The organism is Ectobacillus sp. OTK (assembly GCF_059698935.1).
In genome coordinates this window covers 2,808,720-2,835,325 of sequence record NZ_AP048547.1, presented here as the reverse complement: position 1 = coordinate 2,835,325, position 26,606 = coordinate 2,808,720, and the positions used below count along the sequence as shown (strand labels likewise).

Here is a 26,606-nt window from a genome sequence, read left to right as displayed (position 1 = left end):
CGAATATGACTGTGCATTTCTATGTGCATGACAGGGAGCGTGATATGTGTCATATTCAGCTTTCAATTTATCTTGTACAAATGAATAGCAAGTAATTATAATCAATTATATCTAGTTATATTTAATTATATCCAGTTATAATTTAAAAACGGAGAGGAAAGAAGGAAAGATGAACCGTTCTATTCGTGTTGTATTGACTATGCTCTTATCGCTCATTCTTCTAGCCAGCTTCGGCTGTGCGAAGCAAGAGACACAAACGGAGAAGAAACAAGAGTCAAAGCAGGAAGTAGCATTGACCATTTCAGCAGCAGCAAGCTTGCAAGATGCATTAACAGAAATTGAGAAACAGTATGAAAAAAAGCATGAAAATGTGAAATTGTCCTTTAACTTCGGAAGCTCCGGTGCCTTGCAGCAGCAGATTGAGCAGGGAGCTCCGGTGGACCTATTCTTCTCAGCAGCAGAGGATAAATTCCGTGTCCTTGTGAATAAAGGACTCATTGCTCAAGAAGAAGGAAAAAACCTGTTAGGTAATGAACTTGTCCTGGTGGTGCCAAAAGAAAAAGCGGACTCAATGTCAGGGTTTCAGTCGCTGAAGGACAGCCAGGTAAAGCAAATTGCGATGGGAACCCCGGAATCTGTGCCAGCCGGCAAATATGCGAAACAGGCACTAACGAAAATGAACTTATGGAAAGACGTAGAAGGAAAAATGGTGTATGCAAAAGATGTCCGTCAAGTATTGACGTATGTAGAAACAGGGAATGTAAATGCGGGGATTGTATACAAGACGGATGCACAGATGTCTGATAAGGTAAAAGTTACAGAAACAGCAGCAGACAGCACACATGATCCAATTATCTATCCACTTGGCATCATTAAGGGCACGAAGCATAAAACAGAAGCCGCGGACTTTTATCAATACTTGCAAACCAAAGAGTCCTTAGAAATCTTTAAGAAGTACGGCTTTACAATTGTGAAGTAAAAAGATGAGCCAAGCATTTTGGCAGCCTGTCCTGCTGTCTTTTCAAACCTCGATGCTCGCAATTGATGCTGGAAATATGGACTTAGCATGGGCACGGTTATGAGTAACACTAGGGTTGAAATCTAGGATAACATGAGGCGGTCCCATAGGTCAGTGCAGCTGACCTATGGGACCGCCTTTTTCTTTTGAATACTGAAATAAAATGGTACTATTTCGAACGATAGAATAATAGATATAGTATAAGTAACCAAGCCGATGATAAGGGGGAAGTCTTTCATGGAATCGGTAACTGCTGGTAATATCCAGAATTTTATCTTTGTAGTTTCAATTATTGCCTTTCTTACAGAATCGATCGTCGAGATCATAGCAAAGCCATGGGTAAAGACATATTTCAAAGGTACAAATAAGGAAAAAACTGATATGCTATTACACTTAATATCACTTTTTATTAGTATTATATTGGCTTTATCATTCAACGTAAGTCTATTTACTCAGCAAACTGGACATTTCGATTATATCGGCATCCTCATTTGTGGACTTGTTGCCTCACGAGGGTCGAACTATGCTCACAACTGGCTTGATAAGTTACCTAAAAATCAAAAACCAAAGGCAGGATAAAAATATACGTAAATGCAGTGAGTCAACTTAATCATTTTATTTGAACAGCAAATTCCCCTTATACTTAAGCAATACATACAGATCATAGACCAGGAACATCTGATTCCTGGTCTTTTTGTTTCGCCGTTTAGCAATTTTATAGGAAGCTGCTGGTGCCTCCCATTCCCGCAAGGAAGATTTTATTCAACATTATCAAATCTCTAAAATGTATAGCTTATTCAAAATAACTTTTCATGTTATAATTCATAACATGAAAAGTTATTGTATGCATCATATAGTTTTTATCTATACCTTTCAATATCTTTCTAAATACATTTCTCCTTAAATATGTTGGGTTTTCAAGAGAATTCAACCTGTTTTATAATCAAAAATAATCAAAAATAATCAAAAAATAAGGTTGAAATATTCAAGAAATTCAGATATATTATCATCATGTTATAAAATATAACATCAGATAGTGTTTCAAAAGAAGAATTAGGAGGAAACATTCGTGAGAAAGAAACTAGTTCCTAATCGGAAGTAGTACTGGTGAACATTTTATAGGGTACCTAATTAAATTCAAATTCAAATTGTTTTGATATCACTATATTTGGTATAGAAAAATAAGAACGAGAAAGGACGGTTAAGATGACCTATATCAAACCTGAACAAGTATTAGAAAGTATGATTCAGACGGGTACTAGAAAGTCAAATCTGTCAATTAAACATTTTCTTATGGGGGGATTTTTGTCGGGAGCATTGCTGGCCTTTGCTACAACGTTGGCTTTTACTGCGACAACTCAAACAAAGTTAGGAATTGTTGGGGCTTTAGTATTTCCTGTAGGTTTTGTAATCATTATTCTGCTTGGACTTGAACTTGTTACAGGAAACTTCGCTCTTATCCCGGTTGCAGTTCTAGAGAAAAAAACAGACTTTGCTAAAATGGCGGCCAACTTTTTTTGGGTGACTATCGGACACATACTCGGATGTTTATTTTACGCTACATTATACTACATTGCTATTACGCAACTTGGCCATGTTTCTACTGACAATAACGCAGTCGTTCAGATGATCATCAAGACTGCGGAAGCTAAAACAATCGGGTATGAAAAGTTTGGAATTGATGGACAAATCACTGTATTTGTCAAAGCAATGCTATGCAACTGGTTGGTGGCTTTAGGTGCTGTTATGGCGATGACTTCACAATCAACAGGAGGAAAAATCGCCGCAATGTGGCTCCCTATTCTTACATTTTTTGCTCAAGGTTTCGAGCATGCAGTTGTGAATTTATTTGTAATACCGGCTGGAATCATGTTTGGTGCAAAGATTTCTATTGCCGAATGGTGGATTTGGAATCAAATCCCTGTCTTAGCAGGAAACCTTACAGGAGGGTTTCTACTTACTGGTTTATTACTGTATGTCATTCATAAGAAAGATAAAAATACCTTGGAAAGAAAAAATAAGAAATCAGATGAAATTCATGTAAAACATGCCTAACCTAAATCTAGAAATAAAAAGAGGAACTAAACAATAGATTATTCAAAATATGTTAGCTGCTGGTTCTAGTATAAAAAATCTACATACGATCATCAAACTAGTAAAGAAAGCTTAATATTACAATAGGACCACAATGAGTTCCTCCGCTTCATGTTTCATAAGGCTTTCTTAATTAAAACAAAAAAGTTCTAGAAGAATAGCCTATTCCTTCTATCCTCTCATTCGGCCTTTTTCGCGTTCGAGATATAATTGAGGCTACAGTCGTCGTATGCACCGTTTATATGAAGACACCTTCTAGGAATGCGCCACAAGGCTGCTGAAATTCTAGCAGCCTTGTAAGATTAACCTCATGTTTTACTACTTTTGCAATTTATCTCCACTCTCCTATATCACTTTCATCACAAAGAAAGCTATCAGGCAGGAGACACTTTATTAAAACCTGGATTTGCGGGCCAAAGGCTCAACAATTGTTTGTAAAATGAAACGTAAGACCTTCCATATACGCTGTCGACGTTTCGGTAAATGCTGAACATAAACAAAGCTATATTCATTTTCCTGTTCCGCCCCCCGGCTTCTCTTAAATTGACCTGCTCCCGCACTAAAATGACCTATATAGTTGTTTTTGATGACTTCTTCAGTAATGAGATAAGACAGTATGCGATACAGTCCTTTCCTTTTATCAAGTGAGGTATCGTAACCTAGAATTGGAGTTGTCAAGACGCCATCTCTTGTAAAAAAGCCAATGACCCCCTCTATTTTCCCATCTTTTTTTAGCGCTCTAAATTGCAGTAAATGATTCTTCAAAGCATTTAAATAATACTCTTCTGTGAAAAGAGGATTGTGCTCTGAGTATTTTTCGATATACAGCTGATTGTACAGTTCCCTCACAATTTTCATCTCATCTTTGATCATGTCATTATTAGTTAAAATTTCATAACCGCTGTTCTTTAATAATCGTTTGTCATTACTCAAATCTTTTCGAGATTTCCGATTCATTTTTTCAAGCTTTTCTGGATAACAAAGATACACAGAACGAGAAAACAGCGAATAAAATCCTAATTTAGACAGAGTTAAGAAAATCCTAGGATATAGACGCTGATTTAGTGAACGAAAGATGATGGCATGGGATGGGAATCTCTCTTTTAGGAACAGGGTCATTTGCTCTAACTGTTTATCAGTCATCCGATGGTATAGGTTGGTAGATAAAAACCAATTATTTACTACAACTACTTTGTTAATCTCACTCCATTTGAACCAGTGTCCCATTACATGAATCGGGAATAACAAAAGCTTTTCTAATAAGGGATTCTTAAGTTCCCATAGCTCCTGTTTTGCATAGGAGATATAATGGGTATAAGGAGAACAAACATATGAGTTTTCATACTCCTGATCATTTACTGTAAGAGGCAGCATTAGGTGATCCAGTTCTAATATATATGTCTTTGTATCGACATTCTGTATAAAATACTTTGCTTCATTTCTAAGAATAGGAGTTAAATAATCTCTTATATAGCGGCCATCCTGCTTTGTAGACCAATCAATTTCATGCAAGGTAGATTTATCATGAAGTTTGATATGCATATGACACCTCAGCCTAAAAACCTTTCAATTCGTTTTAGTTTTTTTTCAGAAGGCAGTATATCATATTCCGAATAGAAGATTATTGGATCCTCGCACCCTTTATCCCGCCACAAACGAGAAAGTTCTTCACGCACAGTATTTTCAATAATAGCTCTGTCCTCCCCCGACTTTATCTTTAATTTTACTTCAATGAATAGGTTGGGATGTTGAATAACTTTGAATTCTTCAATATCTTCAGCTGCCAACATGATAGCTCTTCGGATAAAATCCGGGAATAAAATAATTTCTTCAGCGTCTGTTTTTCTCCCTATAAATATATCATCACATCGACCATCAATTCTCTCTAAGGCAAGGAACGATGATCCACAAGAACAAGGCTGTTTCTTTTCGATCAGCAGATCGTCCAAACGATAACGAATAATAGGCTGTGTTTTACGACTGAAGTCTGTAATAATCGGAACAAATATCCCCCGTTCCTTGTCTACATATTCCTTATCAATATATACAAGGTCTTCATTCATATGAAGGGTTCCTTGTTTGCATGTTGTAGCTAGAAAACCCTCTGTACACTGATAAATTTGATGTACCACTTGTCTAAAGACAGATTGAATATATTTTTTATCAAGGTCTTCAAGGACCTCTGCCACTGACACAATCTTTTTAGGCTGTATACGTACTTGTCCCTCCTCTTTCCACTCCGCAATTTTGCGCAGCATGGAGGGTGGAGCTACCAGTATAGTGGGTTGTATTTCGTTGAGCCTTTTGATATGGGCTTCAAAGTGATCTAATAAGTCAAAGAAATGGAATGAAATTCGTTTATTTTTTGTTGTTTCATATAGGTTACTATTTGCTCGTAAAAAGAAAGCAATCGTATGCTTCTTTAAAATACTGGATGGAAGAACTTTTGCCAAAACGCTCCCTGCCCATAAATAACGTTCCTCTTCTGAAACTAAGAATATACCTCTGTTTCCGCTTGTACCAGAGGACAATCCGATTGTGACCTTGTGAATCGCAGGAGAAAAATTTCTCGTACGTTCCGCTTCAAACGCAATTTCAAATGCCTGCTCTTTTGTAATTCCTGCCGTATTTAAGGTATCAAAGTGTTCCATCATTATACCTTTATCAATGATTGGAAGCTTGTCCCATTGCTGCGCCGCAATTTCATTCTTATATGGTTGATATATATTTTTATAGAAAGAAGAATGCCGCAACACAAACTGCATATGTTCTGTCATTCGTTCATGTTGAAATCTTCGAAGCTGCTCTTTTGTTTTGAACCTTGTTCCGTACTTGGTTTCGATGTATTTCTGAAGAATCTTCAAGCTATTCATACACGACACCTTCCTGAACCTTTTTCCATGTGTACTCACAATGCGTAGGCAATATTTCTAAATCCGCATTCTGCTTTGCTAAATGATGCAGCTTTATAATGTTCTCTTTATAAGCGGCTCGATCGGCAGTTAAAATATTGGCGACTATGCTTGGATAAATTAAGTTTTGGTACGTTTTGCTCAGCCACACCGCGTCTGCACAAAGGAATACCTGTTTTCCACTTTGCAGTGTAACAAATAACCCTAATTGTCCAATTGCGTGCCCTGTAACGTCTACTGCAAACATTGTACCGTCTCTCCATATGTCATATCCTGCAGTAAAGGGATGAAACTGAGAAGGAAGCCCAACAGAAGCTTTCTGATCAAGAAATTTCATTCTCTCTTCTATGTTAGCAGGAAGAGTATCCAGCAAGCAGCCCTTTCGTAAGGCTGCAAACCTGCTGATTCCTCGAATATCCTCATATGCTTTATGAAATGTCAGGATAGAGGCATTAGGGAAATCCTTCAATCCTGCGGTATGATCTCCATGGAAATGAGATAAAATGATGTACTGAATTTCATCTGGAGATATTCCATCCTGAAGAAGCTGGTTTTTAATAGATTGCTGTTCCTGAAAAAAGACGGGAGTTAATTTGGCGTATATGGAATAAGGAAAGCCTTTTGTTGCCTCTATAAAATGACTCGCATATCCCGTATCAAACAAAATGTATCCATGCTTATCATGATGGATCAATCCTGCAATTGCCGGAAATTTCACCTTCTTCCAGCTGCCTTTAACGTATGCAATCTTTTCAGGGTGTGTGCAATATCCGCATTCATATAACTTTAGTCTCGTGATGCTCATGTGTATTCCACCATTCTATAAAGTGTTGAATCCCCTCTTCTATGCTAACCCTTGGGGCGTAACCCAATTCAGTTGTCGCTTTCTGAATATCTAGTGTTTGGCTTTTTGACAAAACACTTACTGTATATTTGGTAAGAATCGGTTCTTTGCCAAACAATATCGTTTTGGAGAGCAGTTCTAACACGTTCGCTATCATAAAGGCCTTTCGAAAAGAAATATGTTTATATCGAAACTCTCTTCCAAGACGCTGCATGACACTTTCAATTACATGATAGAGATTTACACGTACACCATTTGTAATATTGTATTTTTGTCCCAATGTATATGCCGGGGAGTTCATACAAAGCAATAAAGCATCTACAACATTTTCTACATATGTGATATCCACTAAAACCTCTCCATCCCCAATTTTAGGGAAAACACCTTTTTCGCACACCTTGATCAAGCGCGGAAGAATGGAGTTGTCTCCAGGTCCAAATAAAGCTCTCGGGCGAATGGTAACAACAGGAAGTCCTTCCTGATAAGCTGCATCCACTTCTTGTTCTGCTAGATACTTGGTATGAGCATAATGATTTACAAATGCTGCAGGCAATATATCTGTTTCCTTTACATTTTGTCTCTCGTCATAGTAAAAATAAAGACTTGGCGTGGAAACATGAATAAGACGGTTCACACCAGCCCGTTTGCTTCCTTCAATGACATTCCTTGTACCAATGACATTCGAAAGATAAAAATCGCGATACTTTCCCCAAGGAGAAGAGAGCGCTCCGCTGTGGAACACATAATCCTTATCTTTACATACGGACACAACAGCTTCTTTATCTTCTAAGGAGCAAGGGATAAAGACAATTCCTTTCCTCTCAAGTTCACTTCCGACTTGTGTATTTCGTCCAATCGCTGTTACCTCATAACCCAAGCTATGAAGTCTGAATGCCAGCTTTTTTCCTAAAAAACCAGTCGCACCTGTTACTAACATTCTCACGCTTATTCACCGTCCCAGGAAATGTCATACGTCGTTTGCTCCAATAGGGAGATATTTCTCTTTCTACTTTCCGCCCAAAGTTTATATACACTGTAAAATTGATAAAAAAACGGCTTTTTGTCTCTATATAAATAGGTAATGTCTTGATGGGAAGTAATAACTTCAAACCAACGCTTTCGGGTCTTTGCATCCCGCAGGAACGAACTCCCGTACAATAGCAGTGCTAAAGTTAGGGCCATTTTTGTTTCTTCATTTGGAAACAATACTTTTTCTGTATCTGCTCCTACAAACAAAGGAACAATGGCGTTGGAAAACAGGTGTAACCCGCTGGTTGCTCTTGGATTGCACTCAATTGGATACACCTTGCCGTCCCCTGTTACAATAAAGTCAAAAGCAATTTGACCAGAATACTTCAACCTTTCAACAAGTATCGAAGCAAATGAAAAAATAAGATCAGACTCTATATGCTGAAACGCAATGGTTGCCCCAAGACCAGCCGTGAATTCTGTTTGATACGCAGAATGAGCAAGAAGCTTTCCATTTTTCGCGAGCGTATAAGAGCAATATTGATTTCCTTCTATCTTTTCTTGAATGATCCATCCTGCTCCTAAAGGTTCCTTCCGCGATAACAGCTCTGCTTTTGCGGCAAATTGAACTCTATCAGAGAAACGGGAGTATACTGGTTTCAAGACAAATTCTTTTATATTGAGATGTTCTATTTTTTTCTTATAGGAACAGGAACCATCCGTTTCTATTGTAACTGGCACATCCCAATTCAGTTCGTTTGTGAGATGAATAAAATCAGCCTTGTTGTGCAATATTTTTAGTGTTTCTATGTCATCTACAAGCACACTGCAATACGACTCAAAATGTTCCTTGTATTTTGCAATATAAAACGTTTCCTCGCAAGTAGGAATGATAAGGTCAATATGATAGTCTTCAATTAACTTTGTCATAGCTTGAACAAACAAGGATGTCTCAAACTTCGGGGAAGGAATCTGTAAGAATTTCGTCACCGCATTTGACACCTTTGTTAATACATAAGAGGAACTGTCCGCAGCGTATACTTGTAAGCCTTGGGATTGCAGCAGTCTGCATAAATGCAAAGTTACTGGTGCTCGTGCACCAGTAACCAATATGTTTTTAGGGCCACAATTAGTATTCAAGTAAGACTCCTCCAATAGATAATCCAGCTGATGTACCTAATAGGAATACTGTATCACCGCGTTTAATTCTGCCCTTCCTCACACCTTCGTAAAAAGCCAGAGGAATAGACGCAGAAATCATATTTCCATAGTCTTCAAGGATTTTCATAAATCTATCTTCCGGAATTCCTAGTTTCCTTTGAATCAACTTCATAGCAGGACCACTTGCTTGATGCGGGACAACCATAGAAACATCCCCTAGGGAAAGATTTGTATTCCGGAAGATCTTTTCTATAAAGCCAGGAAGGAGTTTCAAAGATAATTTGAATATGGCGGGACCGTCCATATCAAATAAGAAATCTTCTTTTGTTTCTTCACTATATTTTCTTGGATGAATCATAGTGCCGCCCCCACGAATTTCAGACAAATGAGCGCCTGCACTATATGTCTCCATATGGGAGGAGATGATGCCCGCAGTTCCGTCTGTCGATTTTGAAATCACCATGGCAACTGCACCGTCCCCGAACAACACACTGCTTTCATTCTGTCCCCAGTTTAATCCGATAGAAGAGATTTCCGAAGAAACCAGCACTACATTTTTGTACCTTCCTGCTTCAATTGCATACGAAATCATATCGAGTGCTGTTACCCAGCTCAAGCAAGTAGAGTTCACATCAAAAGACGGAATTCCAGAATGCTGAAGCCCCAGTTGCTCCTGAATGAGGGAGGCTGTACAAGGAATCGCCTGCTGCATAGTTCCGCTTCCCGAAACAATACAATCAATTTCATGAAATGTAAGTCCAGCATCTATTATCGCCTTCTTGGCTGCCTCGGCCCCCATAAAAGATGAAGTTTCTCCATCTACATAATACCGTGTTTTGACCCCTGTTTTACCCTCCGTCCAGCCTTCCTTCGTTCCAATGATGGCATCTACTTCAGCAGAGGTCACTTTTCTCTTTGGTAAATACGTACCCATACCTAATATCCTGATGTTACGTCTCATGGTTCAACTTCCTTTTCTGAATTCATAATTCCATTATATATAATTAGCAGAGAAATAGTTATTTTTAATGTTTCAAAAAGGCTAATAAGCCAAAAAAATCCAATTAACAGCCTAACATTAGGAAATTAAGAAAAATCGACATATTGAATCAATTTTTTTGACAGGATTGTTATAAAAACTGGAATACTTGTAATAATGTTCATATAGAAGCTGTTCTTACAACCAATTATCCAAACTTAAGGAATAGCAAATATTTTTCTTATAAAGGAAATTGGCTGTAAATCTTATGATGAGGTGAATAATATGACACTGCAACGTACATTCATTATGGTTAAGCCTGACGGTGTAAAACGAGGCTTAATTGGAGAAATTATAAAGCGTTTTGAACAAAAAGGATTTCATTTGTTGAGAGCTGAGCTTATGACAATCGAAAAAGAAAAGGCAGAATTTCATTATATGGAACACAAAGACAAACCGTTTTTCGGAGAATTGGTAGATTTCATTACGTCCGGTCCCGTCTTTGCAATGGTATGGGAAGGAGAAAATATTATACAGGTTTCTCGCCTTATGATAGGAAGCACCTCTCCTGAAAGCGCAGCTCCTGGAACTATTAGAGGAGACTTTGCAAACAGCAAGCAAGAAAATATTGTTCATGGTTCCGATTCCATCGTAAGTGCTGAAAGGGAAATTGCCAACTTGTTCGAACCATTATTAACACGTTTTTCTAACCAAGATTCGCCATACGGAGAACAAAGAAAAACAATATAGCTTATCACGTGGATATCCTTGAACAGGAACTTGACAACCCACTTAAAGACGTAAAGAAGGAGAACCCAAAAGGTGACTCCTTTTTTATTCATTGAAAAACTAATGAAGTTTTAGCTTTAAGATAAGTTTTGAGACGTGCCTTATTGTTACGCGATCTGGGACTCCTCGCCCCCCCCAATCAAATCTCAAATCACACCAATTTCCGAAAACAAAGCACCTTTAGGCATTTCATCGCTGCCTGCTGTGAATAAACCAGAACCAAGTATGCTTACTTATCTTATTAACAAATTACTAACAATATATGTATATAATTCTCATAAATTGGGAATCCTATAAGTAGGTGGAGTTTTTATCTCTACGTACATCTAAAATAAAAGACGGAGTGTTTAAACATGAATAAGACAGATCTTATTAATATTGTAGCAGGGCAGACAGAACTAACAAAAAAAGATGCAGCTCAAGCAGTTGATGCGGTGTTTGATACGATCTTAAACGCATTGAAGACAGGAGATACCGTACAGTTGATTGGATTCGGCAACTTCGAGGTGCGTGACCGAGCAGCCCGCACAGGACGCAACCCGCAAACAGGCGAAGTAATTGAGATTCCAGAAAGTAAAGTGCCGGCATTTAAACCAGGCAAACAGCTAAAAGATGCGGTTAAACAAATAATTGCATAGTCCAAAAGAGAAAAGCCTTCCATGTTAAAATTTGGAAGGCTTTTCTCTTTTGGAAAGGGTATCCCTGTTTCGTTTGTATCTAGATATAGCAGTTCTCTTTATTCGCGCCCGAAAGTAATAGGAGAGCCGTCGCCGATCTAATCAAGGCAAACGTAACCCGTCAACAAATTCCATCTGTACAGTTGTTCCGCCGCAATCCTTGCAAACGACTAATACAGCACAGGTGTTGAAGGTACTAAGCACCTCTAAATCATTAGGATGCCAGGTGCTGCATTCATGATGGGTAGTCTTTTCACAACTAGAACAATGTTTCTCTAGAAGCTTTGGAGCGGGACTGCGTTCAATCACTTTTTCCATTCCTATACTCCCCTTTCATTTGATATCCCCACACCTAAATTTTACCTTATTTTGGTTAATAAGAGATAGGATTCTAGTAAGATTCAGTGACAAAAAAGAGAGCTGCATCCGCAACTCCCTGCCAACCTACTTTAATTTACTTTTTGATTGATACCCAGCCAATGTTCATTACACAAACGCTATATAATATAGCCCTCGCTCCATTTTTAAAGCACGTATTTCAAATTCCCGTTCAATCAATTCATTAAGCCTATTAGAATTTGCATTCTGTTTATTTTTCCGGCCATTCTTTACAATTGTGTATTATTCAAGTCAATCCCATTCATCAACTATTCAGTATTTCCGCATAAAATCGGATTCGACTAGGAATCCTTTTATATCTTCCAAGAATCTTTGTACTGGAACCACTCTTAATTATCATGACAAAGACCTTAAACAGTAACTAAGGAAGAACACTCATCAGTAAAGTAAACAATCTCAGAAAGAATCTTACAGCCTTCAATGTTTTCGAAAGCTTCTCTCGCTTCTTCTTCTGTATGAAATTCAAACATAGTAATGTTCGAATTTCGATAAAGAGTGATAACCCACATAAAATTTCCCCCAATTTAAAGATAACTTTTCTTCTTTTCTCATAAATTGATAGATAATTTCAAAATCAACACAATTTTTTATGCATCATACTGAATCTACTTTTTATCGCTGCCACTATTATATTAAAACTTGATAAATTTCTGTACCTTAACCAAATTCAGCATGAGCTATATCAATCCCAAGGCTGATTCGTTGTTAAAAACGCGGCCAATTCTTTACTTTTTTGTTTTCTTTCTTTGCGTATTCGTGCCCGCTCTGGTGCAGTTTCATGTAATTTTCTCTCTTCTTCTGTTTCTGGAATGACTTGTGGAACACGTGCTGGATGTTTATGTTCATCAAGTGCGACAAATGTTAAGAGGGCGGTTGCTGCCATTTTACGCTCACCGCTTTTTAAGTCTTCAGCTATAATTTTTACAAACACTTCCATTGATGATCTGCCTGTCCATGTCACATAGGACTCAAAACAGACTGAATCTGTTGGTCGAATGGGATGTAAAAAGTCAACTGAATCCGTTGAGGCCGTTACACATTCTCTTCGGCTATGACGCGCTGCGGAAATGGAGGCAATCTGGTCCAAATCGCTCATTAACCGACCGCCAAATAACGTATTATGATTATTTACATCGTTTGGGAATACGCGACTCGTTCGTATCACTCGTGATTCTTTGCAATATTTTGCTTCCATATATATCTCCCTAAAGTATATCAAGCTGTTGATGTTATATTTACATTATTATAGATTCATCCTAACTCCCCTATAACGGAAAATAGGAATTCAAGACTTTCTTTTGGCTTTTCAGTAAGAATCTAGCGCTGCATCTTACTGAAAAGCCACCCCTAAAAACCTATTACATTCAATTTTTAACCCTCTAGCAATAAGGATTCAGGATCCTCTAGTAGCTCCTTCACCGTAACAAGGAAGCCAACTGCTTCTTTTCCGTCAACAATGCGGTGGTCATAAGAAAGAGCAATATACATCATCGGGCGGTTTTCCATGCGTTCCTCATCGATCGCGATTGGTCTTGTTTGGATCTTATGCATACCGAGAATTCCTACTTGCGGGCTGTTTAGGATCGGTGTTGACATTAAGGAACCAAAAACTCCGCCGTTTGTAATGGTAAATGTGCCGCCTTGCAGCTCTTTTAAAGTAAGGGCATTATCACGTGCCTTTTTGCCAAGATGGCTAATTTCACCTTCGATTTCAGCAAAGCTTTTTTGATTTGCATCGCGTACAACTGGTACAACCAATCCTTCCGGTGCTGCTACTGCAATTCCGATATCATAAAATTTCTTTACGATAATCTCATCGCCTTGAATTTCTGCATTGAGAAGCGGATATTTCTTAAGTGCTGCTACTACAGCTTTTGTAAAGAATGACATGAAGCCAAGGCGAACACCATTCTTTTCAAAAAATGCATCCTTACGTTTTGCACGTAGATTCATTACTGCAGACATATCTACTTCATTAAATGTAGTTAACATCGCTGCTGTGTGCTGCACTTCCACAAGACGCTTTGCAATGGTTTGACGGCGGCGGGACATTTTCACGCGTTCCACCGGCTTTGCAAACTCTGTTTCTACTTGTGCAGATGCAGGCTTTGGAGCAGACTTTTCTGCTTTTGGCACTTCTGCCGCAGGAGCTGGAGCAGTCGATGCTTTCACATCATGCGGTCTAATTCTGCCGAGTGGATCAGTGCTTCGTACCTCATTTAAATCAATCCCTCTTTCGCGTGCTAGTTTTCTAGCCGCCGGTGAAGCAACAGGCTGACCTGTGCTCGGGAAGCGATGTAAGGGTTGACCAATGGCTGGGGCAGCTTCTTGTTGCTGCACAGCAGGTGCGCTTGGAGCTGGGGCTTGTTGGACAGCAGGCTCAGAAGCAGGTACGCTGGCATCTGCATTTTCTTCTAAAATAGCGATAACCTCCCCAACCTCTACTGTGTCGCCAGGCTGCTTCAATAGCTGTGTTAATACCCCAGCATGATCTGTGTTTACTTCGATATTTACTTTATCTGTTTCAAGCTCGACGACGCTTTCCCCTTTGTTTACTCTGTCGCCAACCTTGATGAGCCAGTTTGAAATGGTTCCTTCTGTAATAGATTCTGCAAGCTCTGGTACTTTAATTTCAATCATGTGTCGCATCCCCCTGTTTTTTTTCCTATTAAATAAATTTTTTAACTAGGCGTTTCGCTTATGACAATTGTTAGCTTGTAACTAATACTTTTTTTTGTTCTTGGCTATCTACTGAACTCTCATTTTTCAATGCTTGATGAACAATGCGTTCTTGTTCTTTCTTATGAACAGTCGGGTCGCCGCCTGCAGGGCTTGAACGATCCGGCCGTCCAATGTAGCCTACTGTTAGGCTTCCAGAAGCTAGTTCAAAGAGAAGCGGAGCAATATAGTGCCATGCTCCCATATTTTTGGGTTCTTCTTGTACCCAAATAACCTCTTCCAGATTGGGATAACGTTGAAGAATGGCTTCTACCTTTTTCTTCGGGAAAGGATACAACTGTTCGATACGAACGATGTGTACCTCATCCAAGTTTTGACTTTCCTTACTTGACTCGATCTCCGCTGCCAAATCGATGGCCATTTTTCCTGTGGTTAATACTAAACGCTTTACCTTATCCACCTTTCCTCCAAGCTGCGGCTGTTCCACTACTGTTTGGAAATGTCCTTCGCTAAGTGCTGTACCTGGAGATGCGGTCAGTGAATGACGCAGCAAACTTTTCGGTGTCATGATTACCAATGGCCGAACAAACTGTGTTCCTAAAATTGCAGCTTGGCGACGCAAAATGTGAAAATATTGAGCCGCACTTGTTACATTCGCAACCGTCCAGTTATTTTCAGCTGCCAGTTGTAAAAAACGTTCCGGACGAGCGCTGGAATGCTCAGGACCCTGTCCTTCATAACCGTGAGGCAATAGGAGAACAAGCCCTGATTTTTGTCCCCATTTCGCTCTTGCAGCTGACACGAATTGATCAAAGAGAGGCTGTGCTGTGTTGGCAAAATCCCCGTATTGCGCTTCCCACATCACGAGTGTTTCAGGAGCAAATACATTATAGCCATATTCAAAGCCGACAACTGCTGCTTCCGACAGCGGGCTATTATGAACCGCAAACGAAGCACGAGCCTGCGGAAGACGCTGCAGGGGTGAAAATGTCTCATTTGTTTCTGTGTCATGCAGCACAATGTGACGTTGCGCAAACGTTCCACGCTCCGAATCTTGACCTGTTAGACGAATTGGTGTGCCTTCTTTTAATATCGTTGCGAATGCTAAAGCTTCAGCTACTGCCCATTCCACTTTCCCGTTTTCTTCTAACGCGTTTTCACGGCGCTCAAGAATACGCTTTAACTTTGGATAAACACTAAATCCTTCCGGCCACTTCAGCAATTCACGGTTTAATTCGCGAAGAGTATCAAGTGACACGCTCGTTTCTATACTTGGAATTCCTTTGGCAATGACCTCTGGCACCCTTACTTCAGCGGTTGTAACATTCTTTTTCTCTGAAACTTTGTCATACTCAGCCTGCAGTGTATCTTTCACAGTACGATTGATTTGTTCGACTTCTTCTTGGCTTAGAATGCCTTTTGCTTGTAGTTGATCGGCATATAAAGCTCTGACAGTTGGATGCTTCGCCAATTTTTTGTACACCTGCGGCTGGGTAACCGCTGGATCATCCATCTCATTGTGTCCAAAGCGGCGATAACCAACTAGGTCAATCAAAAAGTCTTTTTGGAAACGAGCTCGGTATTGGTAGGCAAGATAAACAGCTGCCAGACAGGCTTCTGGATCATCTGCATTTACATGTACAATCGGAATTTCGTATCCTTTTGCCAGGTCACTTGCATATCTTGTGGAACGGGAATCATGGCTGTCTGTTGTAAAACCGACCATGTTGTTTGCGATGATATGAATGGTTCCTCCTGTTTGATATCCTTTTAATCTGCTTAAATTCAAAGTTTCTGCTACAATTCCCTGGCCAGGAAAGGCGGCGTCACCATGAACTAGGATAGAAAACGCTTTCGAGAAATCCTGTTCAGGGTAACCAACCTTATGCCGTTCTTCCTGGGCAGCTCTCGCAAACCCCTCAACGACTGGATCCACAAATTCAAGATGGCTCGGATTATTTGCCAGTGTAATGCATGTACGAACAGTACCGGAACCCTCCATGAATCGATCGCGTCCTAAGTGATATTTCACATCTCCTGTCCAGCCTTCACTAAGGTCTACAAGATCATTGGATGTACCCTGTTGTTTAGTGGAAGAATGCAAAAATTCAGAGAAAATCTTGCTGTACGGCTTTTCTAATACATGAGCCAGAACACTTAAGCGGCCGCGATGCGCCATTCCAATCATGATATTACGCGCTCCATCCTCGGCACCTTCACGAATCACTTCATCTAGCATAGGGACAAGCATATCTACCCCTTCAATGGAAAATCGCTTCTGACCGACAAACGTTCGATGTAAAAATTGTTCAAACCCTTCGACCTCCGTCAGCCTTTTCAAAAGGCTTGCGCGCTTCTCCTTTGATAACGGCTGATGTAAAGAACCCGTCTCCACCATCTGAATTAACCATGTTCGTTCTTCCATATGATGCACATGATCAAACTCGTAGGCTAGCGAGGAGGTATAAACATCTTTTAGTCGGTTCATAGCATCTAATGCGGTTTGAATGCCTTCCGGCGCCTGCTCCCAAACGACCTTAGCAGGAATCGCCTTCAAATCATGCTCACTTAATCCGTATTCTTCTGGATTCAGCAAACGATGATCTTTTGTATTCATCTCTAATGGGTTTATGTTCGCCTCTAAATGTCCAAGTGAACGAATGTCTTCCAGCAGTTTTACCGCTTTTATTACTTTTTCTATATTTGCCGTATTAGCAGGAGTAACAGATACATGTTCGGTATTTTTCTCCGTATGGCTTGCCTCAAAAGACAGAGGTGATCCCCATTTAATAAAAAGTTCCTTCAATTCCGGATCAACGTTTCCTGTGCCGTTCGTATACCGTTCATATTGTTCCATCACATAGCCAAGGTTTGGACCATGAAAGCTTCTCCATGGATTTTGTTGGTTGTCCTGTATCCCCATTCACAATACCCCCATGATTGTGTTTCTTCTTAATATTTTTGTGTCACATAATTAAAAAATAATCTTAATATTGTGTGTCACATAATTAAAAAAGTAATTAACAATTGCCTAAGGCTAATGATAGTGTAATAATTGAAATAAATAAAATGCTAAAAAATTATAATTACCTATAAAAAACTTTTATATGGTATAGATTTGGGGAGGAATAATGGATTACCGTGATTGGGAAATACTAAAGGTTCTCTATAATCAAAAAAATCTAACGAAAGCAGCCCGGCTTTTGTTTATTACTCAACCTGCATTAACCAATCGTTTAAAGCATATGCAGGAAGAACTAGGTGTTAAAATAGTAACTCGTGAAAGCAGAGGGGTTCATTTTACCCCGCAAGGAGAATATCTTGTTCATTGTGCTGAAGAGGCCCTTTCTCATTATCAAAAAATAAAAGAGAATGTCCTCAAGATGGGGAATAACGAAAGTAATGAAGTTGTAGGTACATTAAAATTGGGTGTATCCAATTTTTTTGCCAATTATGAACTTCCTTATATTTTGAAATTATTTAAAATGCAGTATCCTCATGTAGAATTTAAAGTGATTACAGGATGGAGCAAAGACGTAACTCAGCTTATACACAATAGGGATGTTCATGTCAGCTTTGTTCGGGGGAACTATAGCTGCAGGGGACTATTGAAACATCTATTATTTGAAGAAACAATATGCATTGCATCAAAGGAAGAGATTGATATGACAAATCTCCCTCATCTTCCTAGAATCGATTATAGAGGGGATTACTTATTAAAATCATTAATTGATAATTGGTGGGCTGAAAACTATGCGCAAGCGCCTTTTATCAGTATAGAAGTCGATCAAGTTGATACTTGTAAAGAAATGGTTATAAATGGTTTAGGCTATGGCATCTTATCCAGCAGGATACTTACCGGGATAGAGGAATTGCATAAAATTGATTTAACTGATCAAAAAGGGAATTCTATATTACGAAGAACGTGGATGTATTATCATAAGGAATCCTTAGAATGGAATGTCGTTAAGGCATTTGTCAATTTCATAGAAAATTTTAATTGGAAAGCCAATTGAATAATAGATTCTGGTGCAAAAATAATTTATAAAAAACGCAGGATATGAATTTCCTGCTAACTTACGGATTATGATGCGATGCTAAACAGTTTATTAATGAATTACTTTCGATTTTTTGGGGTGTTTATTTTCACTAGCTTGACAGACATGCAGCAATACCCAAATAGTTCTTAGAGAAATGGTCATCCTAAGGTAAAAGGAGGCTATTATTTTGAAAAATAAAACTAACGATATAGACGAAACAAGTGAAGGCTTGAACCAAATTGTTGAAATTATTAATGCCAAAGGAGATGAAGGTGAGCTTAGACAAATTGTTGGCAACACAAAAACAACATCTAATCAAGAAAAGGTAAAGCCTCAAAATAATTAGCGGGGTTGGCGATAATAATGTGTTTTGTCAACAACTGCCTCATGGGCAAAAACAATCGATGGAGACGCTAAGAATAAAACATAAAAAAGAATTTTGCAACCAAAGAAGACACCTCGCCGATAACGCAGGAGGATTTTTATGGAAGATAACATTGTGGATGCAATAAATCCAGAAATGAAGCAGCAAATTGAATATGTAATCAGCGGTATGACATTTACAAAAAACTTTCGATCTGCCACAGCAGAAGAGTGGTACGTTTTTCTTCCTTGAAACATTATGATAGACCACAAACCAATCAAGTTAAGCGTTTACAAATATTCAACACCTATGTTCTAGGACCTTTTCAATGGACGTAATGTGAATCAGAGTATATAATATTACTTAGACAACACCGCGTTGTTGCTGTTTGCGACCAACGAACAGTTAAAGAAAAGAGCGCCATCTTACGCCTGGCGCTCTTTTTGTTTGCTCATCACTATACTCTTTGACTAGGTGGGGCTGCCATATGAGCAATGAAAGGCTTCACAGTTTCTCCACCAGTCCGTAAGATGTTAATCGCATGGAATCTTTTTAAATTGAAGCAGTCTGCTAAATCGAATGGCGCAATTTCTTCCTTAAAAGCATAAAACGTTTCCTTGCTCGTCGGATACAAGTGATAATGCGGTAATGCATTCTTAATAGCTTGCTGCGCTTTTTTCGGGAGCTGCTCCCAGTAATGAAACAGCCACACAAAACCTACACGCCACTTCCGGCTTTCCACCGCCATGCTTTCCCAAAGCTTTGCACTCTTGCTGAACTGGTGTGGCTCATCAATGATGACAAAAAACGGGAATTGCTCCTCTTCCTTTCGCATCTGCATTGCAAGATTAATCTTTGTCATGAGGAGATTACCAATCAAATTAATCTGTTTCGGTGTTAATCCATCCTTTTTCGCTACATCAATCACAATAGCTTTACGCTGGCTCATAAGCTGCACGAAGTCTAAAGATACTTCACTATTAAAACAGTCCATCATGAAGGAATCACCCATAATCATATCCATACGGTTGTAAATCGGCTTCACGATCCGCATTCTCATATTCTCACTTTCTTTCGAGAACTGAAGCAAGGTCTGCTTATGGATCCCTTCCGAAAGCTTCTTTGAAACTTCTTTCAGATATTCCATATCCTCCATAATACGGAATATCTCATTCAGTTTAGGCGTCTGCATTCCCATGATAAAAGCTCGTAAATAACGTTCTGTTTGCACGCTATCTTCTAAGCTATCTTCAAAGAATGATAGTACAGCATCCGCAAGCAAACCTTTTCCGTATTCGCTGTATTGCACCTCGCACCAATCAAAAGAAGGTTTTAATTGTTTAATATTGATAATCTCCAGTTGTTCCGAATTAAGCACCTTCTGCAATTCTTGCCCAACCTCATGTTTTGCTGGATCGATGAATAGTGCTCCGAAACCATTCCGTACTGCTTCGACCATTCTATTGGCACCGAAACCTTTTGTTTTCCCTTGCCCCATGCCACCGATCGCACAGACCGGTAGGCAGGTTTCATCATCATTAGTAATTGGCATATATACTTTTTTCGACTCTCCTCGATGTGTTTGGTCTCCCAAGAGGAGACCGCCCTCAAAGAGAGCGGCAGCTGCTTCTGTTTCCTGTAGCTTGATACCTTCAATGTGATATTTTTCTTGCAAAGAAAGTGGCGGCAATACGAATAAACGAGCAATTTCAGGAATAGACATGTAATCACTAGTCATCTTAATTCCTTTTCGGCGTTCTTTCATGAGAGAGAATGTCTTTTTTGTGTTTGTGATACGGTTTATAAGCTGATTATCTCCATCAAACTCTCGAAATGCAGTCGATACAGACCGATTTAAAAGCTGCGCCTGCTTATCATCTCTTGCCTGGACTGCAATCCTAATGCTTATGTCAAATGCATCTCCTCGCGTCTTCTGCATCGTTTCAGGGCGTAAATGACCGTCCTTCAGTATCAATGCTCTCTCCCCCGCTGAAAGGTCTATTTTTTCAGGTTCTTCACCTGTTATAAGCTCTGTGACCACACCGATAGCCCCAAATACCGTATAAGCTGCCAATTTTACTCCTGTCATCACCGCTTCTTTTTTAGTGAAACGTAGACGCTGCCGTAGATGCCCTTTCTTGAAGTCTGTATAGGCTTCTGCTGCTTCCGTATACCAATCGTGATAGGCAGGTTCGCAATATACCTGCACAATAGCTTTGTCGCCTTCTTGCATAACATTGAGCACTTCTAAAAGAGAATTTAGCCAATTCGTGCGCCGATCTACCAGCGTTGCTAAGAAATAATGATGTCGTAATTCCAGAACAGATGTAAGAGATGGGTTCGTGGTATCAAGTGGATTTTCGCTAGGTTGTAAAGTGACATTTGGCCAGGACGAGTGTACTGCTTTTTGCGCAACACGCTCAGCCTCATCAGGTATTGTCAAAAAGAATTGTGTATTTTTCGGTTCGAGAATAATTTCCCATGACATGAAGTTCGGGTCCAATCTCCTCTTTTCGCGGTTGAAGCGTTCTAACATCGAGCGATACATACAGAGGGACTGTGCAAAATGTTCTACTTTCCCATTTTCTAGCCGACTGTCTGGAAGGATACGAAAGACTTTCATTTCTCATCCTCCTCGCGATCAAGGCAACCATTCGGGCAAGTCAATCCATACTCCTTAGGAATTTCGGCGCCACAATGTCCGCAAGTGAATTTTACATTACTCATTTCGCCATCATCGCCTTTCCTACTTCTACAAGGATCTGCATAATAGCTGGAGCGAATTGTAAGCCGATGTATCCGACTCCAGCCCATTTCATCATGGCTAAACCTTTGCTACGCTGCCCTAAGATAATGAGGAGAAACCCGCCACTGATCATAAGAAACGTAACCGGATAGGCAATGCCTTGCACAAGACTGATAATCGGGTCGAACGCACTGATAATGCGTGTTGTCATATCGGCAGCTGCTACAGGATGAAAACCGCCAAAAGCAAGGGAAGTTCCCAAACCTAACCCATAAAGTACAGAATTAGGTTCTTTCTCCTTTAACTTATAATCACCGCTCATAAATTCTTTGATGGAGTAACTCTCAACTTTTGCCATTCATCATCTCTCCCTTTTTCTCAAATAATAAGAACAAAACCAAGAAGGGAGCTGCGTGTATGCCACTTGTTGTAATCGGAAAAATCATGGTCGCTTCTGGAACAGGACTACTCATTTTAAAAATTATCGCTGATATTGTACGTTAAATCGATTCTGCCCTGTGTTTATACAGGGCTTTTTTTTAATTCCTTAAAACACATCAAACAGCTTATCTGTAGCGTTATCCAGTTCTTCATCTGTTTTCTGTATTTTCTCTAGTTGAATATCTTTTTGTTCCATTTCAATATCTCTAATCGACGCTGGAGATGTTTTGAACAAATACTCCCGTAGCGCCTTTCTTGTAATATCACTTACATCTAGTTTTTCAGCCTCAATTTGTTTCGGTAAAGCGTTCCTAATATCGTCATCTAAGCTTTTACGTAAGCGGAAATTTATTCTTTCCATACACGTACACCAATTTTTTCATATCCACGAACATTTCCTAACTGTGGATCGTTTAATAAAACTTTGTTAGGTACATCAATCAACTCCATAATTTTACCTGCCCACCCTCCAGTAAATAGAACGATATCAAAAGATGTATTTAAACCTTCAATCTCCCCTTGAATTTGCGTTGCTAACGAAGCAAACGCTTTATTCACCAAAGGCGTAATATCCCGTTGCTCATACTCACCTTTTAATGTACTTCGATCAATTTCATAAAGCGGTGGATTTTTCCCTAGATGCTCCTTAAGGTACTGCTGTATCAATCGATAGGCTGCTGATATTCCAAGACCATGAGGGCTACAGCTCCTGCTATCAATCTCCATCCCATTTAAAATCAGCAAATCTAATGTATAGAATCCAAGATCGACCACTAAGATTTTCTTTTTCGCTTCTTCTTTGCGAACCAGTTCCCCCTTTTCGTTCATTAAATAATCCATCGCGCTTCCTAGTGGCTGTGGAACGATTTTAAATTGACTAATAGTTGGCCGGGCGGTGCATGAGTATTCCTTCAATAATTCAATGTGATAATAATCCGATTGATTAAAGTTTCGTAGGAAAGATTCAAACCCCGCTTTTTGTTTCTGATAAAAATCGACTGGAAGTCCCGTCACTAATTTTACAGTGCCCCTGGGTGCTATAATCCCCACCGCTGTCTTGAGTAGAATTTCACTCGTCCATGTCTCTGCCTTCGCTTCTTTTGTAGATGTATAGCGAATCTCACTATGCCGTACTGCTAAATTTCCCACAAAAAATTTACGGTCAAAAATAATGTCTCCTTTTTGCTGTTGCTCCTCGAATAATTGCTTTGCCTCTCCAATTACAGAAGGTTGTCGCCAAATGCTATTCCCTTTTTTTGCTTTTATCCAACCAAAACCGATGTCTACAGCTACAATATCCATTCTCAAATGCCACCTTCCTATCTAAAATATCATTTAAACATGCAACGATATTGACAGCACGCGTCATGGTGAAATTTGGATTTTTTGAATTTCTACAAATCAATTCTGTTTCTTCTTCCAAAATACTGTACACTTCATTGATCGATTTTTCTTTTAATTGCTGTTCTACGTTATGCAACCTTTCTTTAATTTCCGCTATCCAGATTTCATAATCATAAGGATATTCTTTCATTCAGACCCTCCTTCTCTGTAGGCTTTTGCTCTTGATGGTAAAGTGTATGACATTGTATGACGCTTTTTGCCTGTACGATTCAATATTTGTTGTTTTTAGCTTGCACTTTTTTAAAGGATTAGTTATTTGTTTATGGAATTAAACAACGAGGTGATATAAATGGAATTCAAATGCCGACTAAAGGTTATTTTCGCCGAAAGAGATATAAAAATTGGGGATTTTGCAGATCAGGTTGGAATAAATCGCTCAACCATGAGTTTAATCTTAAATGGTAAAACATTACCGAATTTCACTAATGCTTATATAATCGCAAAACAGTTAGGGTTATATATCGAGGACATTTGGGTGCTGGAAGAAGAATAAAACAAAAAAACCATCACTTACTTGTGATGGTTCAATGCTTCTAATAACCGTACATAATATTGTAAATTTTCGAGTTCTCGCCGCTTTGCATATAAAAGCGGTTTTTGTTTGTTCATTTTCTTCTCTATATCTTTAATTCGTTCTTGTATATGCCCTGTGTACTCGAAGAGTTGTGCATTCCTAATTTGTTCGTTCCGTCCGTCAATAGTACCTTTCTGAAATAACTCTGATTCCGTACGTGCTAGTAGTAACTTCTCCTCCAGTAACTCATTTTGCAATGTGTAGTAAAACTCTTCTTCCCTCCGTATCTCCTGAACAATCCGTTCCAATCGTTCGGCATAGCGAGACACACTACTCTTTGCTCCTGTCTGCATAGGCTCTCCCATCCCCTTTCTTAGACATGCCCTGATAGCGGCTTCTAGCCCTATCAGCGTATGCTAAAAATAGGTTGTCAGTTGCAAGTCCTATGCAAAATGAACAAGCCTTCTGAATAAATTTAACATGAGAGGAGGCTTTCCAATGAAAAAAGATATTTTGGGCGAATACTCTGAATTAATTGACCCATCAAAAGACGAGAAAGAGTGGTATAACCCTGAACTCGTGGTTTTGAAAGAAAAGAATGGATCTATCTACTCAATTCAAGAAGTCACGAAATACTACAGCGAAAAAGCGTACTGTTATTACTATGTATTCCATTGTTTATATGGAAGAAATGCATTAAATTTTTCTTCTAGAGACTATGAGGACATCAAAAAACAAATTGATATTACTGACGAAGACTTAATTATTGACGATTTTCGACCAAGAGAGCGGGTCGTTAAGAATGTGGATTTATGGCTAGTATCCAAAAGTAGGTATCTCGATAACCGAGAATAAAGGAAACATTATATAATACCCTAGGTTTTCTTTTTTGTTATATAATGAAAAGCCCGTAGGATTCATTGTCCCACGGGCTTTCTCGTACATATATAGATATTGCACAACATCCCCACAGACGCTGCTGCGTGCTCTTAGCGCTGCTTGCGAGCGTTACGCTACAGCTTATGCGGCTAGGGGCAGAAAAATGCAAGTCAACAGGATAAATTAACAAAAAATTCTAAATTTACCCCTTTTATTCTGCTATACTTAATATTGTAACATTCATACATAATAAAGGGGGATTTAATTTGTATCAACGGAAATGGTATCTGTCTACCTGGGTAATCGCTCTATGTTTTGCTTTTTCTTTTTATGGTTTCCCTGCGATTATAGGCCTTGTTCTACTCATTCTACAGATGAAAGAGGATAAAAAGATCAAGCAAGATTGGGAAAACAGCGGGTTTGGAGATACGGTGCAAACAAGACATGAGAAAGAGCGTTTAGAGAAAGAACAAGAACGTATAAAAGCACAAGGGGTAAATGTTCAAGCTGAATTGCATGCACTCAATCAAGAAATCGCGCGGAAAAAGAATGAAATCATCGTGCTTGATGAGGAAATTCTCATGCAATCATTTGGATTTTACAAACCCAAATATGGATTTGATGCTTCAGATTTATATGAGAAAAAACTTGAGCTTGTTCGAAAAAAACAAAAGTACATGGTTAAAGAACAAATTGCAACAGATCACCGCTTAGATTGGACGATTGGTAATGATAAGAAAAAAGGCCGCGAATTTATTCTAGACACAATCAAGTTAACATTACGAGCTTTTAACAACGAATGTGACAATATCATCATGAACGTCAAATATAACAATTTATCAACTAGCGAAAAGCGTATTAACAAAGTATACGAAGATCTAAACAAATTGACTGACATGCAGCATGTTTCGATTACCAGAGAATATTTGAAGCTGAAACTGGAAGAGCTCTACCTAAAGTATGAATTTGAACAAAAGAAGCAAGAGGAAAAAGAGGAACAACAGGCTATTAAAGAACGCATGCGCGAGGAAGCAAAAGTCTTAAAAGAGCTTGAAAAAGCGCGGGAGAAAATTGAAAAAGAAGAAAAACATTTTGCACAAGCTATTGCGAACATGAATCAACAGTTGGAAAATGCTAAAGATGAAGAACGCGAAAATCTGTTGGCTAAACTAAAAGAATTAGAAGCGCAGCTCGCGGAAGTTAAACAGAATAAAGAAGATCTCCTATATCGTGAGCAAAACACACGCGCTGGTTATGTGTACGTCATTTCTAATATAGGCTCATTCGGAGAAAATGTCTACAAAATCGGCATGACACGTCGATTAGAGCCTATGGACCGTGTTAAAGAACTTGGCGACGCCTCTGTTCCGTTCACCTTCGATGTTCATGCTATGATTTTTAGCGAGGATGCTCCAACGCTTGAAAATGCATTGCATCGTTCTTTTGCTTCTAAACGCGTGAATCTTGTCAATGAACGAAAAGAGTTTTTCAAGGTTTCGTTGCAGGAAATTGAAGATGTTGTAAAACGAAGCCACAATAAGACCGTTGAATTTACAAAGTTAGCCGAGGCGGAAGAGTATAGAAAAACTCTGCAACTTCACAATCAACCGGAAAAAGTCGCTCAACCGGTTTAATAATAAGAAAGTCGCTCGATGAGCGGCTTTTTTTACAGAGATACAAAAATCTTCACATGAGGT

General features: G+C 39.1%; 28 protein-coding genes. 11 read left to right on the top strand and 17 right to left on the bottom strand.

Annotation, left to right across the window (positions count from 1 at the left end):
* Window positions 1-169 precede the first annotated feature (169 nt).
* From modA to AC6HZ4_RS14235, 3 genes are all read left to right on the top strand, one after another.
* Window positions 170-979, top strand: a complete 810-nt coding sequence (modA, locus tag AC6HZ4_RS14245) for a molybdate ABC transporter substrate-binding protein (RefSeq protein ID WP_497490224.1) — start codon at window positions 170-172, stop codon at window positions 977-979.
* A gap of 276 nt (window positions 980-1,255) precedes the next feature.
* Complete coding sequence (locus tag AC6HZ4_RS14240; RefSeq protein WP_497490223.1) at window positions 1,256-1,597, top strand: hypothetical protein; 342 nt, start codon at window positions 1,256-1,258, stop codon at window positions 1,595-1,597.
* Between the two features lie 627 nt (window positions 1,598-2,224).
* A complete protein-coding gene (locus AC6HZ4_RS14235; RefSeq protein WP_497490222.1) occupies window positions 2,225-3,073 on the top strand; it encodes a formate/nitrite transporter family protein in 849 nt (282 codons plus the stop codon).
* A 432-nt stretch (window positions 3,074-3,505) separates the two neighbouring features.
* On the opposite strand, the gene AC6HZ4_RS14230 is transcribed toward AC6HZ4_RS14235, so the two are convergent.
* From AC6HZ4_RS14230 to AC6HZ4_RS14205, 6 genes are read right to left on the bottom strand one after another with little or no spacing between them, the layout of a single operon-like run.
* Window positions 3,506-4,654, bottom strand: a complete 1,149-nt coding sequence (locus tag AC6HZ4_RS14230) for a hypothetical protein (protein ID WP_497490221.1) — start codon at window positions 4,652-4,654, stop codon at window positions 3,506-3,508.
* Window positions 4,655-4,662: 8 nt separating this feature from the next.
* Window positions 4,663-5,985: a F390 synthetase-related protein gene (locus tag AC6HZ4_RS14225; protein WP_497490219.1), complete on the bottom strand. Its 1,323-nt coding sequence runs from the start codon at window positions 5,983-5,985 to the stop codon at window positions 4,663-4,665.
* Complete coding sequence (locus AC6HZ4_RS14220) at window positions 5,978-6,829, bottom strand: MBL fold metallo-hydrolase (protein ID WP_497490217.1); 852 nt, start codon at window positions 6,827-6,829, stop codon at window positions 5,978-5,980. The genes AC6HZ4_RS14225 and AC6HZ4_RS14220 overlap by 8 nt, the downstream gene beginning before the upstream one ends.
* The gene (locus tag AC6HZ4_RS14215) at window positions 6,801-7,811 is read right to left on the bottom strand and encodes an NAD-dependent epimerase/dehydratase family protein (RefSeq protein WP_497490215.1); all 1,011 of its coding nucleotides are present in this window, start codon (window positions 7,809-7,811) and stop codon (window positions 6,801-6,803) included. The genes AC6HZ4_RS14220 and AC6HZ4_RS14215 overlap by 29 nt, the downstream gene beginning before the upstream one ends.
* Before the next feature lie 2 nt (window positions 7,812-7,813).
* On the bottom strand, window positions 7,814-8,977 hold the full coding sequence (locus AC6HZ4_RS14210; RefSeq protein ID WP_497490214.1) for an ATP-grasp domain-containing protein: 1,164 nt from the start codon (window positions 8,975-8,977) through the stop codon (window positions 7,814-7,816).
* Window positions 8,967-9,959, bottom strand: a complete 993-nt coding sequence (locus AC6HZ4_RS14205) for a beta-ketoacyl-ACP synthase III (RefSeq protein WP_497490213.1) — start codon at window positions 9,957-9,959, stop codon at window positions 8,967-8,969. The genes AC6HZ4_RS14210 and AC6HZ4_RS14205 overlap by 11 nt, the downstream gene beginning before the upstream one ends.
* Before the next feature lie 303 nt (window positions 9,960-10,262).
* Between AC6HZ4_RS14205 and ndk the strand changes: the two genes are divergently transcribed.
* A complete protein-coding gene (ndk, locus tag AC6HZ4_RS14200; RefSeq protein WP_497490212.1) occupies window positions 10,263-10,727 on the top strand; it encodes a nucleoside-diphosphate kinase in 465 nt (154 codons plus the stop codon).
* A 392-nt stretch (window positions 10,728-11,119) separates the two neighbouring features.
* Window positions 11,120-11,404 carry an HU family DNA-binding protein gene (locus AC6HZ4_RS14195; RefSeq protein ID WP_497490211.1) on the top strand — a complete coding sequence of 95 codons (285 nt, stop codon included), beginning with the start codon at window positions 11,120-11,122 and terminating at the stop codon, window positions 11,402-11,404.
* 141 nt (window positions 11,405-11,545) lie between these two features.
* Here the strand turns inward: AC6HZ4_RS14195 and AC6HZ4_RS14190 are convergent, their stop codons facing one another.
* The 5 genes from AC6HZ4_RS14190 to AC6HZ4_RS14170 form a co-directional block, all read right to left on the bottom strand.
* On the bottom strand, window positions 11,546-11,761 hold the full coding sequence (locus tag AC6HZ4_RS14190) for a hypothetical protein (protein WP_497490210.1): 216 nt from the start codon (window positions 11,759-11,761) through the stop codon (window positions 11,546-11,548).
* A 431-nt stretch (window positions 11,762-12,192) separates the two neighbouring features.
* Complete coding sequence (locus AC6HZ4_RS14185) at window positions 12,193-12,351, bottom strand: hypothetical protein (protein ID WP_497490209.1); 159 nt, start codon at window positions 12,349-12,351, stop codon at window positions 12,193-12,195.
* A 173-nt stretch (window positions 12,352-12,524) separates the two neighbouring features.
* A complete protein-coding gene (locus tag AC6HZ4_RS14180; RefSeq protein ID WP_497490208.1) occupies window positions 12,525-13,037 on the bottom strand; it encodes an acyl-CoA thioesterase in 513 nt (170 codons plus the stop codon).
* Window positions 13,038-13,213: 176 nt separating this feature from the next.
* On the bottom strand, window positions 13,214-14,482 hold the full coding sequence (gene odhB / locus AC6HZ4_RS14175) for a 2-oxoglutarate dehydrogenase complex dihydrolipoyllysine-residue succinyltransferase (RefSeq protein WP_497490207.1): 1,269 nt from the start codon (window positions 14,480-14,482) through the stop codon (window positions 13,214-13,216).
* A 70-nt stretch (window positions 14,483-14,552) separates the two neighbouring features.
* Window positions 14,553-17,444 (bottom strand): 2-oxoglutarate dehydrogenase E1 component, encoded by a 2,892-nt coding sequence (locus AC6HZ4_RS14170; protein ID WP_497490206.1) that lies wholly within the window; start codon window positions 17,442-17,444, stop codon window positions 14,553-14,555.
* Window positions 17,445-17,652: 208 nt separating this feature from the next.
* Here AC6HZ4_RS14170 and AC6HZ4_RS14165 point away from each other — a divergent pair, with 208 nt between their 5' ends.
* From AC6HZ4_RS14165 to AC6HZ4_RS14155, 3 genes are all read left to right on the top strand, one after another.
* Complete coding sequence (locus AC6HZ4_RS14165) at window positions 17,653-18,537, top strand: LysR family transcriptional regulator (RefSeq protein ID WP_497490205.1); 885 nt, start codon at window positions 17,653-17,655, stop codon at window positions 18,535-18,537.
* Between the two features lie 211 nt (window positions 18,538-18,748).
* Entirely contained in the window at window positions 18,749-18,907 is a 159-nt protein-coding gene (locus tag AC6HZ4_RS14160) for a hypothetical protein (RefSeq protein ID WP_497490204.1), read from the top strand.
* A gap of 138 nt (window positions 18,908-19,045) precedes the next feature.
* Window positions 19,046-19,177 (top strand): hypothetical protein, encoded by a 132-nt coding sequence (locus AC6HZ4_RS14155; RefSeq protein ID WP_497495850.1) that lies wholly within the window; start codon window positions 19,046-19,048, stop codon window positions 19,175-19,177.
* Window positions 19,178-19,382: 205 nt separating this feature from the next.
* Here AC6HZ4_RS14155 and AC6HZ4_RS14150 read toward each other — a convergent pair whose 3' ends face one another.
* The 5 genes from AC6HZ4_RS14150 to AC6HZ4_RS14130 all read right to left on the bottom strand — a co-directional run bounded on the left by AC6HZ4_RS14150 (window position 19,383) and on the right by AC6HZ4_RS14130 (window position 23,646).
* Window positions 19,383-21,548: a type IV secretory system conjugative DNA transfer family protein gene (locus AC6HZ4_RS14150; RefSeq protein ID WP_497490203.1), complete on the bottom strand. Its 2,166-nt coding sequence runs from the start codon at window positions 21,546-21,548 to the stop codon at window positions 19,383-19,385.
* 100 nt (window positions 21,549-21,648) lie between these two features.
* Complete coding sequence (locus AC6HZ4_RS14145) at window positions 21,649-22,029, bottom strand: hypothetical protein (RefSeq protein WP_497490202.1); 381 nt, start codon at window positions 22,027-22,029, stop codon at window positions 21,649-21,651.
* Window positions 22,030-22,218: 189 nt separating this feature from the next.
* On the bottom strand, window positions 22,219-22,473 hold the full coding sequence (locus tag AC6HZ4_RS14140; RefSeq protein ID WP_497490201.1) for a hypothetical protein: 255 nt from the start codon (window positions 22,471-22,473) through the stop codon (window positions 22,219-22,221).
* Window positions 22,461-23,414 carry a ParM/StbA family protein gene (locus tag AC6HZ4_RS14135; RefSeq protein WP_497490200.1) on the bottom strand — a complete coding sequence of 318 codons (954 nt, stop codon included), beginning with the start codon at window positions 23,412-23,414 and terminating at the stop codon, window positions 22,461-22,463. Before AC6HZ4_RS14135 ends, AC6HZ4_RS14140 begins: the two co-directional genes overlap by 13 nt.
* Window positions 23,356-23,646: a hypothetical protein gene (locus tag AC6HZ4_RS14130; RefSeq protein ID WP_497490199.1), complete on the bottom strand. Its 291-nt coding sequence runs from the start codon at window positions 23,644-23,646 to the stop codon at window positions 23,356-23,358. Before AC6HZ4_RS14130 ends, AC6HZ4_RS14135 begins: the two co-directional genes overlap by 59 nt.
* 159 nt (window positions 23,647-23,805) lie before the next feature.
* On the opposite strand from AC6HZ4_RS14130, the gene AC6HZ4_RS14125 reads away from it, so the two are divergent.
* Window positions 23,806-24,009: a helix-turn-helix transcriptional regulator gene (locus AC6HZ4_RS14125; protein ID WP_497490197.1), complete on the top strand. Its 204-nt coding sequence runs from the start codon at window positions 23,806-23,808 to the stop codon at window positions 24,007-24,009.
* A gap of 17 nt (window positions 24,010-24,026) precedes the next feature.
* Here AC6HZ4_RS14125 and AC6HZ4_RS14120 read toward each other — a convergent pair whose 3' ends face one another.
* Complete coding sequence (locus AC6HZ4_RS14120; protein WP_497490196.1) at window positions 24,027-24,383, bottom strand: hypothetical protein; 357 nt, start codon at window positions 24,381-24,383, stop codon at window positions 24,027-24,029.
* Between the two features lie 145 nt (window positions 24,384-24,528).
* On the opposite strand from AC6HZ4_RS14120, the gene AC6HZ4_RS14115 reads away from it, so the two are divergent.
* Both AC6HZ4_RS14115 and AC6HZ4_RS14110 read left to right on the top strand, forming a co-directional pair.
* Entirely contained in the window at window positions 24,529-24,885 is a 357-nt protein-coding gene (locus AC6HZ4_RS14115) for a hypothetical protein (RefSeq protein WP_497490195.1), read from the top strand.
* Window positions 24,886-25,175: 290 nt separating this feature from the next.
* A complete protein-coding gene (locus AC6HZ4_RS14110; protein WP_497490194.1) occupies window positions 25,176-26,543 on the top strand; it encodes an SNIPE associated domain-containing protein in 1,368 nt (455 codons plus the stop codon).
* The last annotated feature ends 63 nt before the right edge of the window (window positions 26,544-26,606 follow it).

Excerpts from the sequence above, each read along its gene's own strand:
- AC6HZ4_RS14130 (WP_497490199.1), bottom strand. The coding sequence starts at position 23,646 with ATGAAAGAATATCCTTATGATTATGAAATCTGGATAGCGGAAATTAAA.
- AC6HZ4_RS14195 (WP_497490211.1), top strand. The coding sequence starts at position 11,120 with ATGAATAAGACAGATCTTATTAATATTGTAGCAGGGCAGACAGAACTA.
- AC6HZ4_RS14220 (WP_497490217.1), bottom strand. The coding sequence starts at position 6,829 with ATGAGCATCACGAGACTAAAGTTATATGAATGCGGATATTGCACACAC.
- odhB (WP_497490207.1), bottom strand. The coding sequence starts at position 14,482 with ATGATTGAAATTAAAGTACCAGAGCTTGCAGAATCTATTACAGAAGGA.
- AC6HZ4_RS14185 (WP_497490209.1), bottom strand. The coding sequence starts at position 12,351 with ATGTGGGTTATCACTCTTTATCGAAATTCGAACATTACTATGTTTGAA.
- AC6HZ4_RS14115 (WP_497490195.1), top strand. The coding sequence starts at position 24,529 with ATGAAAAAAGATATTTTGGGCGAATACTCTGAATTAATTGACCCATCA.
- ndk (WP_497490212.1), top strand. The coding sequence starts at position 10,263 with ATGACACTGCAACGTACATTCATTATGGTTAAGCCTGACGGTGTAAAA.
- AC6HZ4_RS14235 (WP_497490222.1), top strand. The coding sequence starts at position 2,225 with ATGACCTATATCAAACCTGAACAAGTATTAGAAAGTATGATTCAGACG.
- AC6HZ4_RS14125 (WP_497490197.1), top strand. The coding sequence starts at position 23,806 with ATGGAATTCAAATGCCGACTAAAGGTTATTTTCGCCGAAAGAGATATA.
- AC6HZ4_RS14190 (WP_497490210.1), bottom strand. The coding sequence starts at position 11,761 with ATGGAAAAAGTGATTGAACGCAGTCCCGCTCCAAAGCTTCTAGAGAAA.
- AC6HZ4_RS14135 (WP_497490200.1), bottom strand. The coding sequence starts at position 23,414 with ATGGATATTGTAGCTGTAGACATCGGTTTTGGTTGGATAAAAGCAAAA.
- AC6HZ4_RS14230 (WP_497490221.1), bottom strand. The coding sequence starts at position 4,654 with ATGCATATCAAACTTCATGATAAATCTACCTTGCATGAAATTGATTGG.
- AC6HZ4_RS14170 (WP_497490206.1), bottom strand. The coding sequence starts at position 17,444 with ATGGGGATACAGGACAACCAACAAAATCCATGGAGAAGCTTTCATGGT.
- AC6HZ4_RS14140 (WP_497490201.1), bottom strand. The coding sequence starts at position 22,473 with ATGGAAAGAATAAATTTCCGCTTACGTAAAAGCTTAGATGACGATATT.
- AC6HZ4_RS14240 (WP_497490223.1), top strand. The coding sequence starts at position 1,256 with ATGGAATCGGTAACTGCTGGTAATATCCAGAATTTTATCTTTGTAGTT.
- AC6HZ4_RS14155 (WP_497495850.1), top strand. The coding sequence starts at position 19,046 with ATGGAAGATAACATTGTGGATGCAATAAATCCAGAAATGAAGCAGCAA.
- AC6HZ4_RS14165 (WP_497490205.1), top strand. The coding sequence starts at position 17,653 with ATGGATTACCGTGATTGGGAAATACTAAAGGTTCTCTATAATCAAAAA.
- modA (WP_497490224.1), top strand. The coding sequence starts at position 170 with ATGAACCGTTCTATTCGTGTTGTATTGACTATGCTCTTATCGCTCATT.
- AC6HZ4_RS14150 (WP_497490203.1), bottom strand. The coding sequence starts at position 21,548 with ATGAAAGTCTTTCGTATCCTTCCAGACAGTCGGCTAGAAAATGGGAAA.
- AC6HZ4_RS14120 (WP_497490196.1), bottom strand. The coding sequence starts at position 24,383 with ATGCAGACAGGAGCAAAGAGTAGTGTGTCTCGCTATGCCGAACGATTG.
- AC6HZ4_RS14225 (WP_497490219.1), bottom strand. The coding sequence starts at position 5,985 with ATGAATAGCTTGAAGATTCTTCAGAAATACATCGAAACCAAGTACGGA.
- AC6HZ4_RS14205 (WP_497490213.1), bottom strand. The coding sequence starts at position 9,959 with ATGAGACGTAACATCAGGATATTAGGTATGGGTACGTATTTACCAAAG.
- AC6HZ4_RS14180 (WP_497490208.1), bottom strand. The coding sequence starts at position 13,037 with ATGGAAGCAAAATATTGCAAAGAATCACGAGTGATACGAACGAGTCGC.
- AC6HZ4_RS14145 (WP_497490202.1), bottom strand. The coding sequence starts at position 22,029 with ATGGCAAAAGTTGAGAGTTACTCCATCAAAGAATTTATGAGCGGTGAT.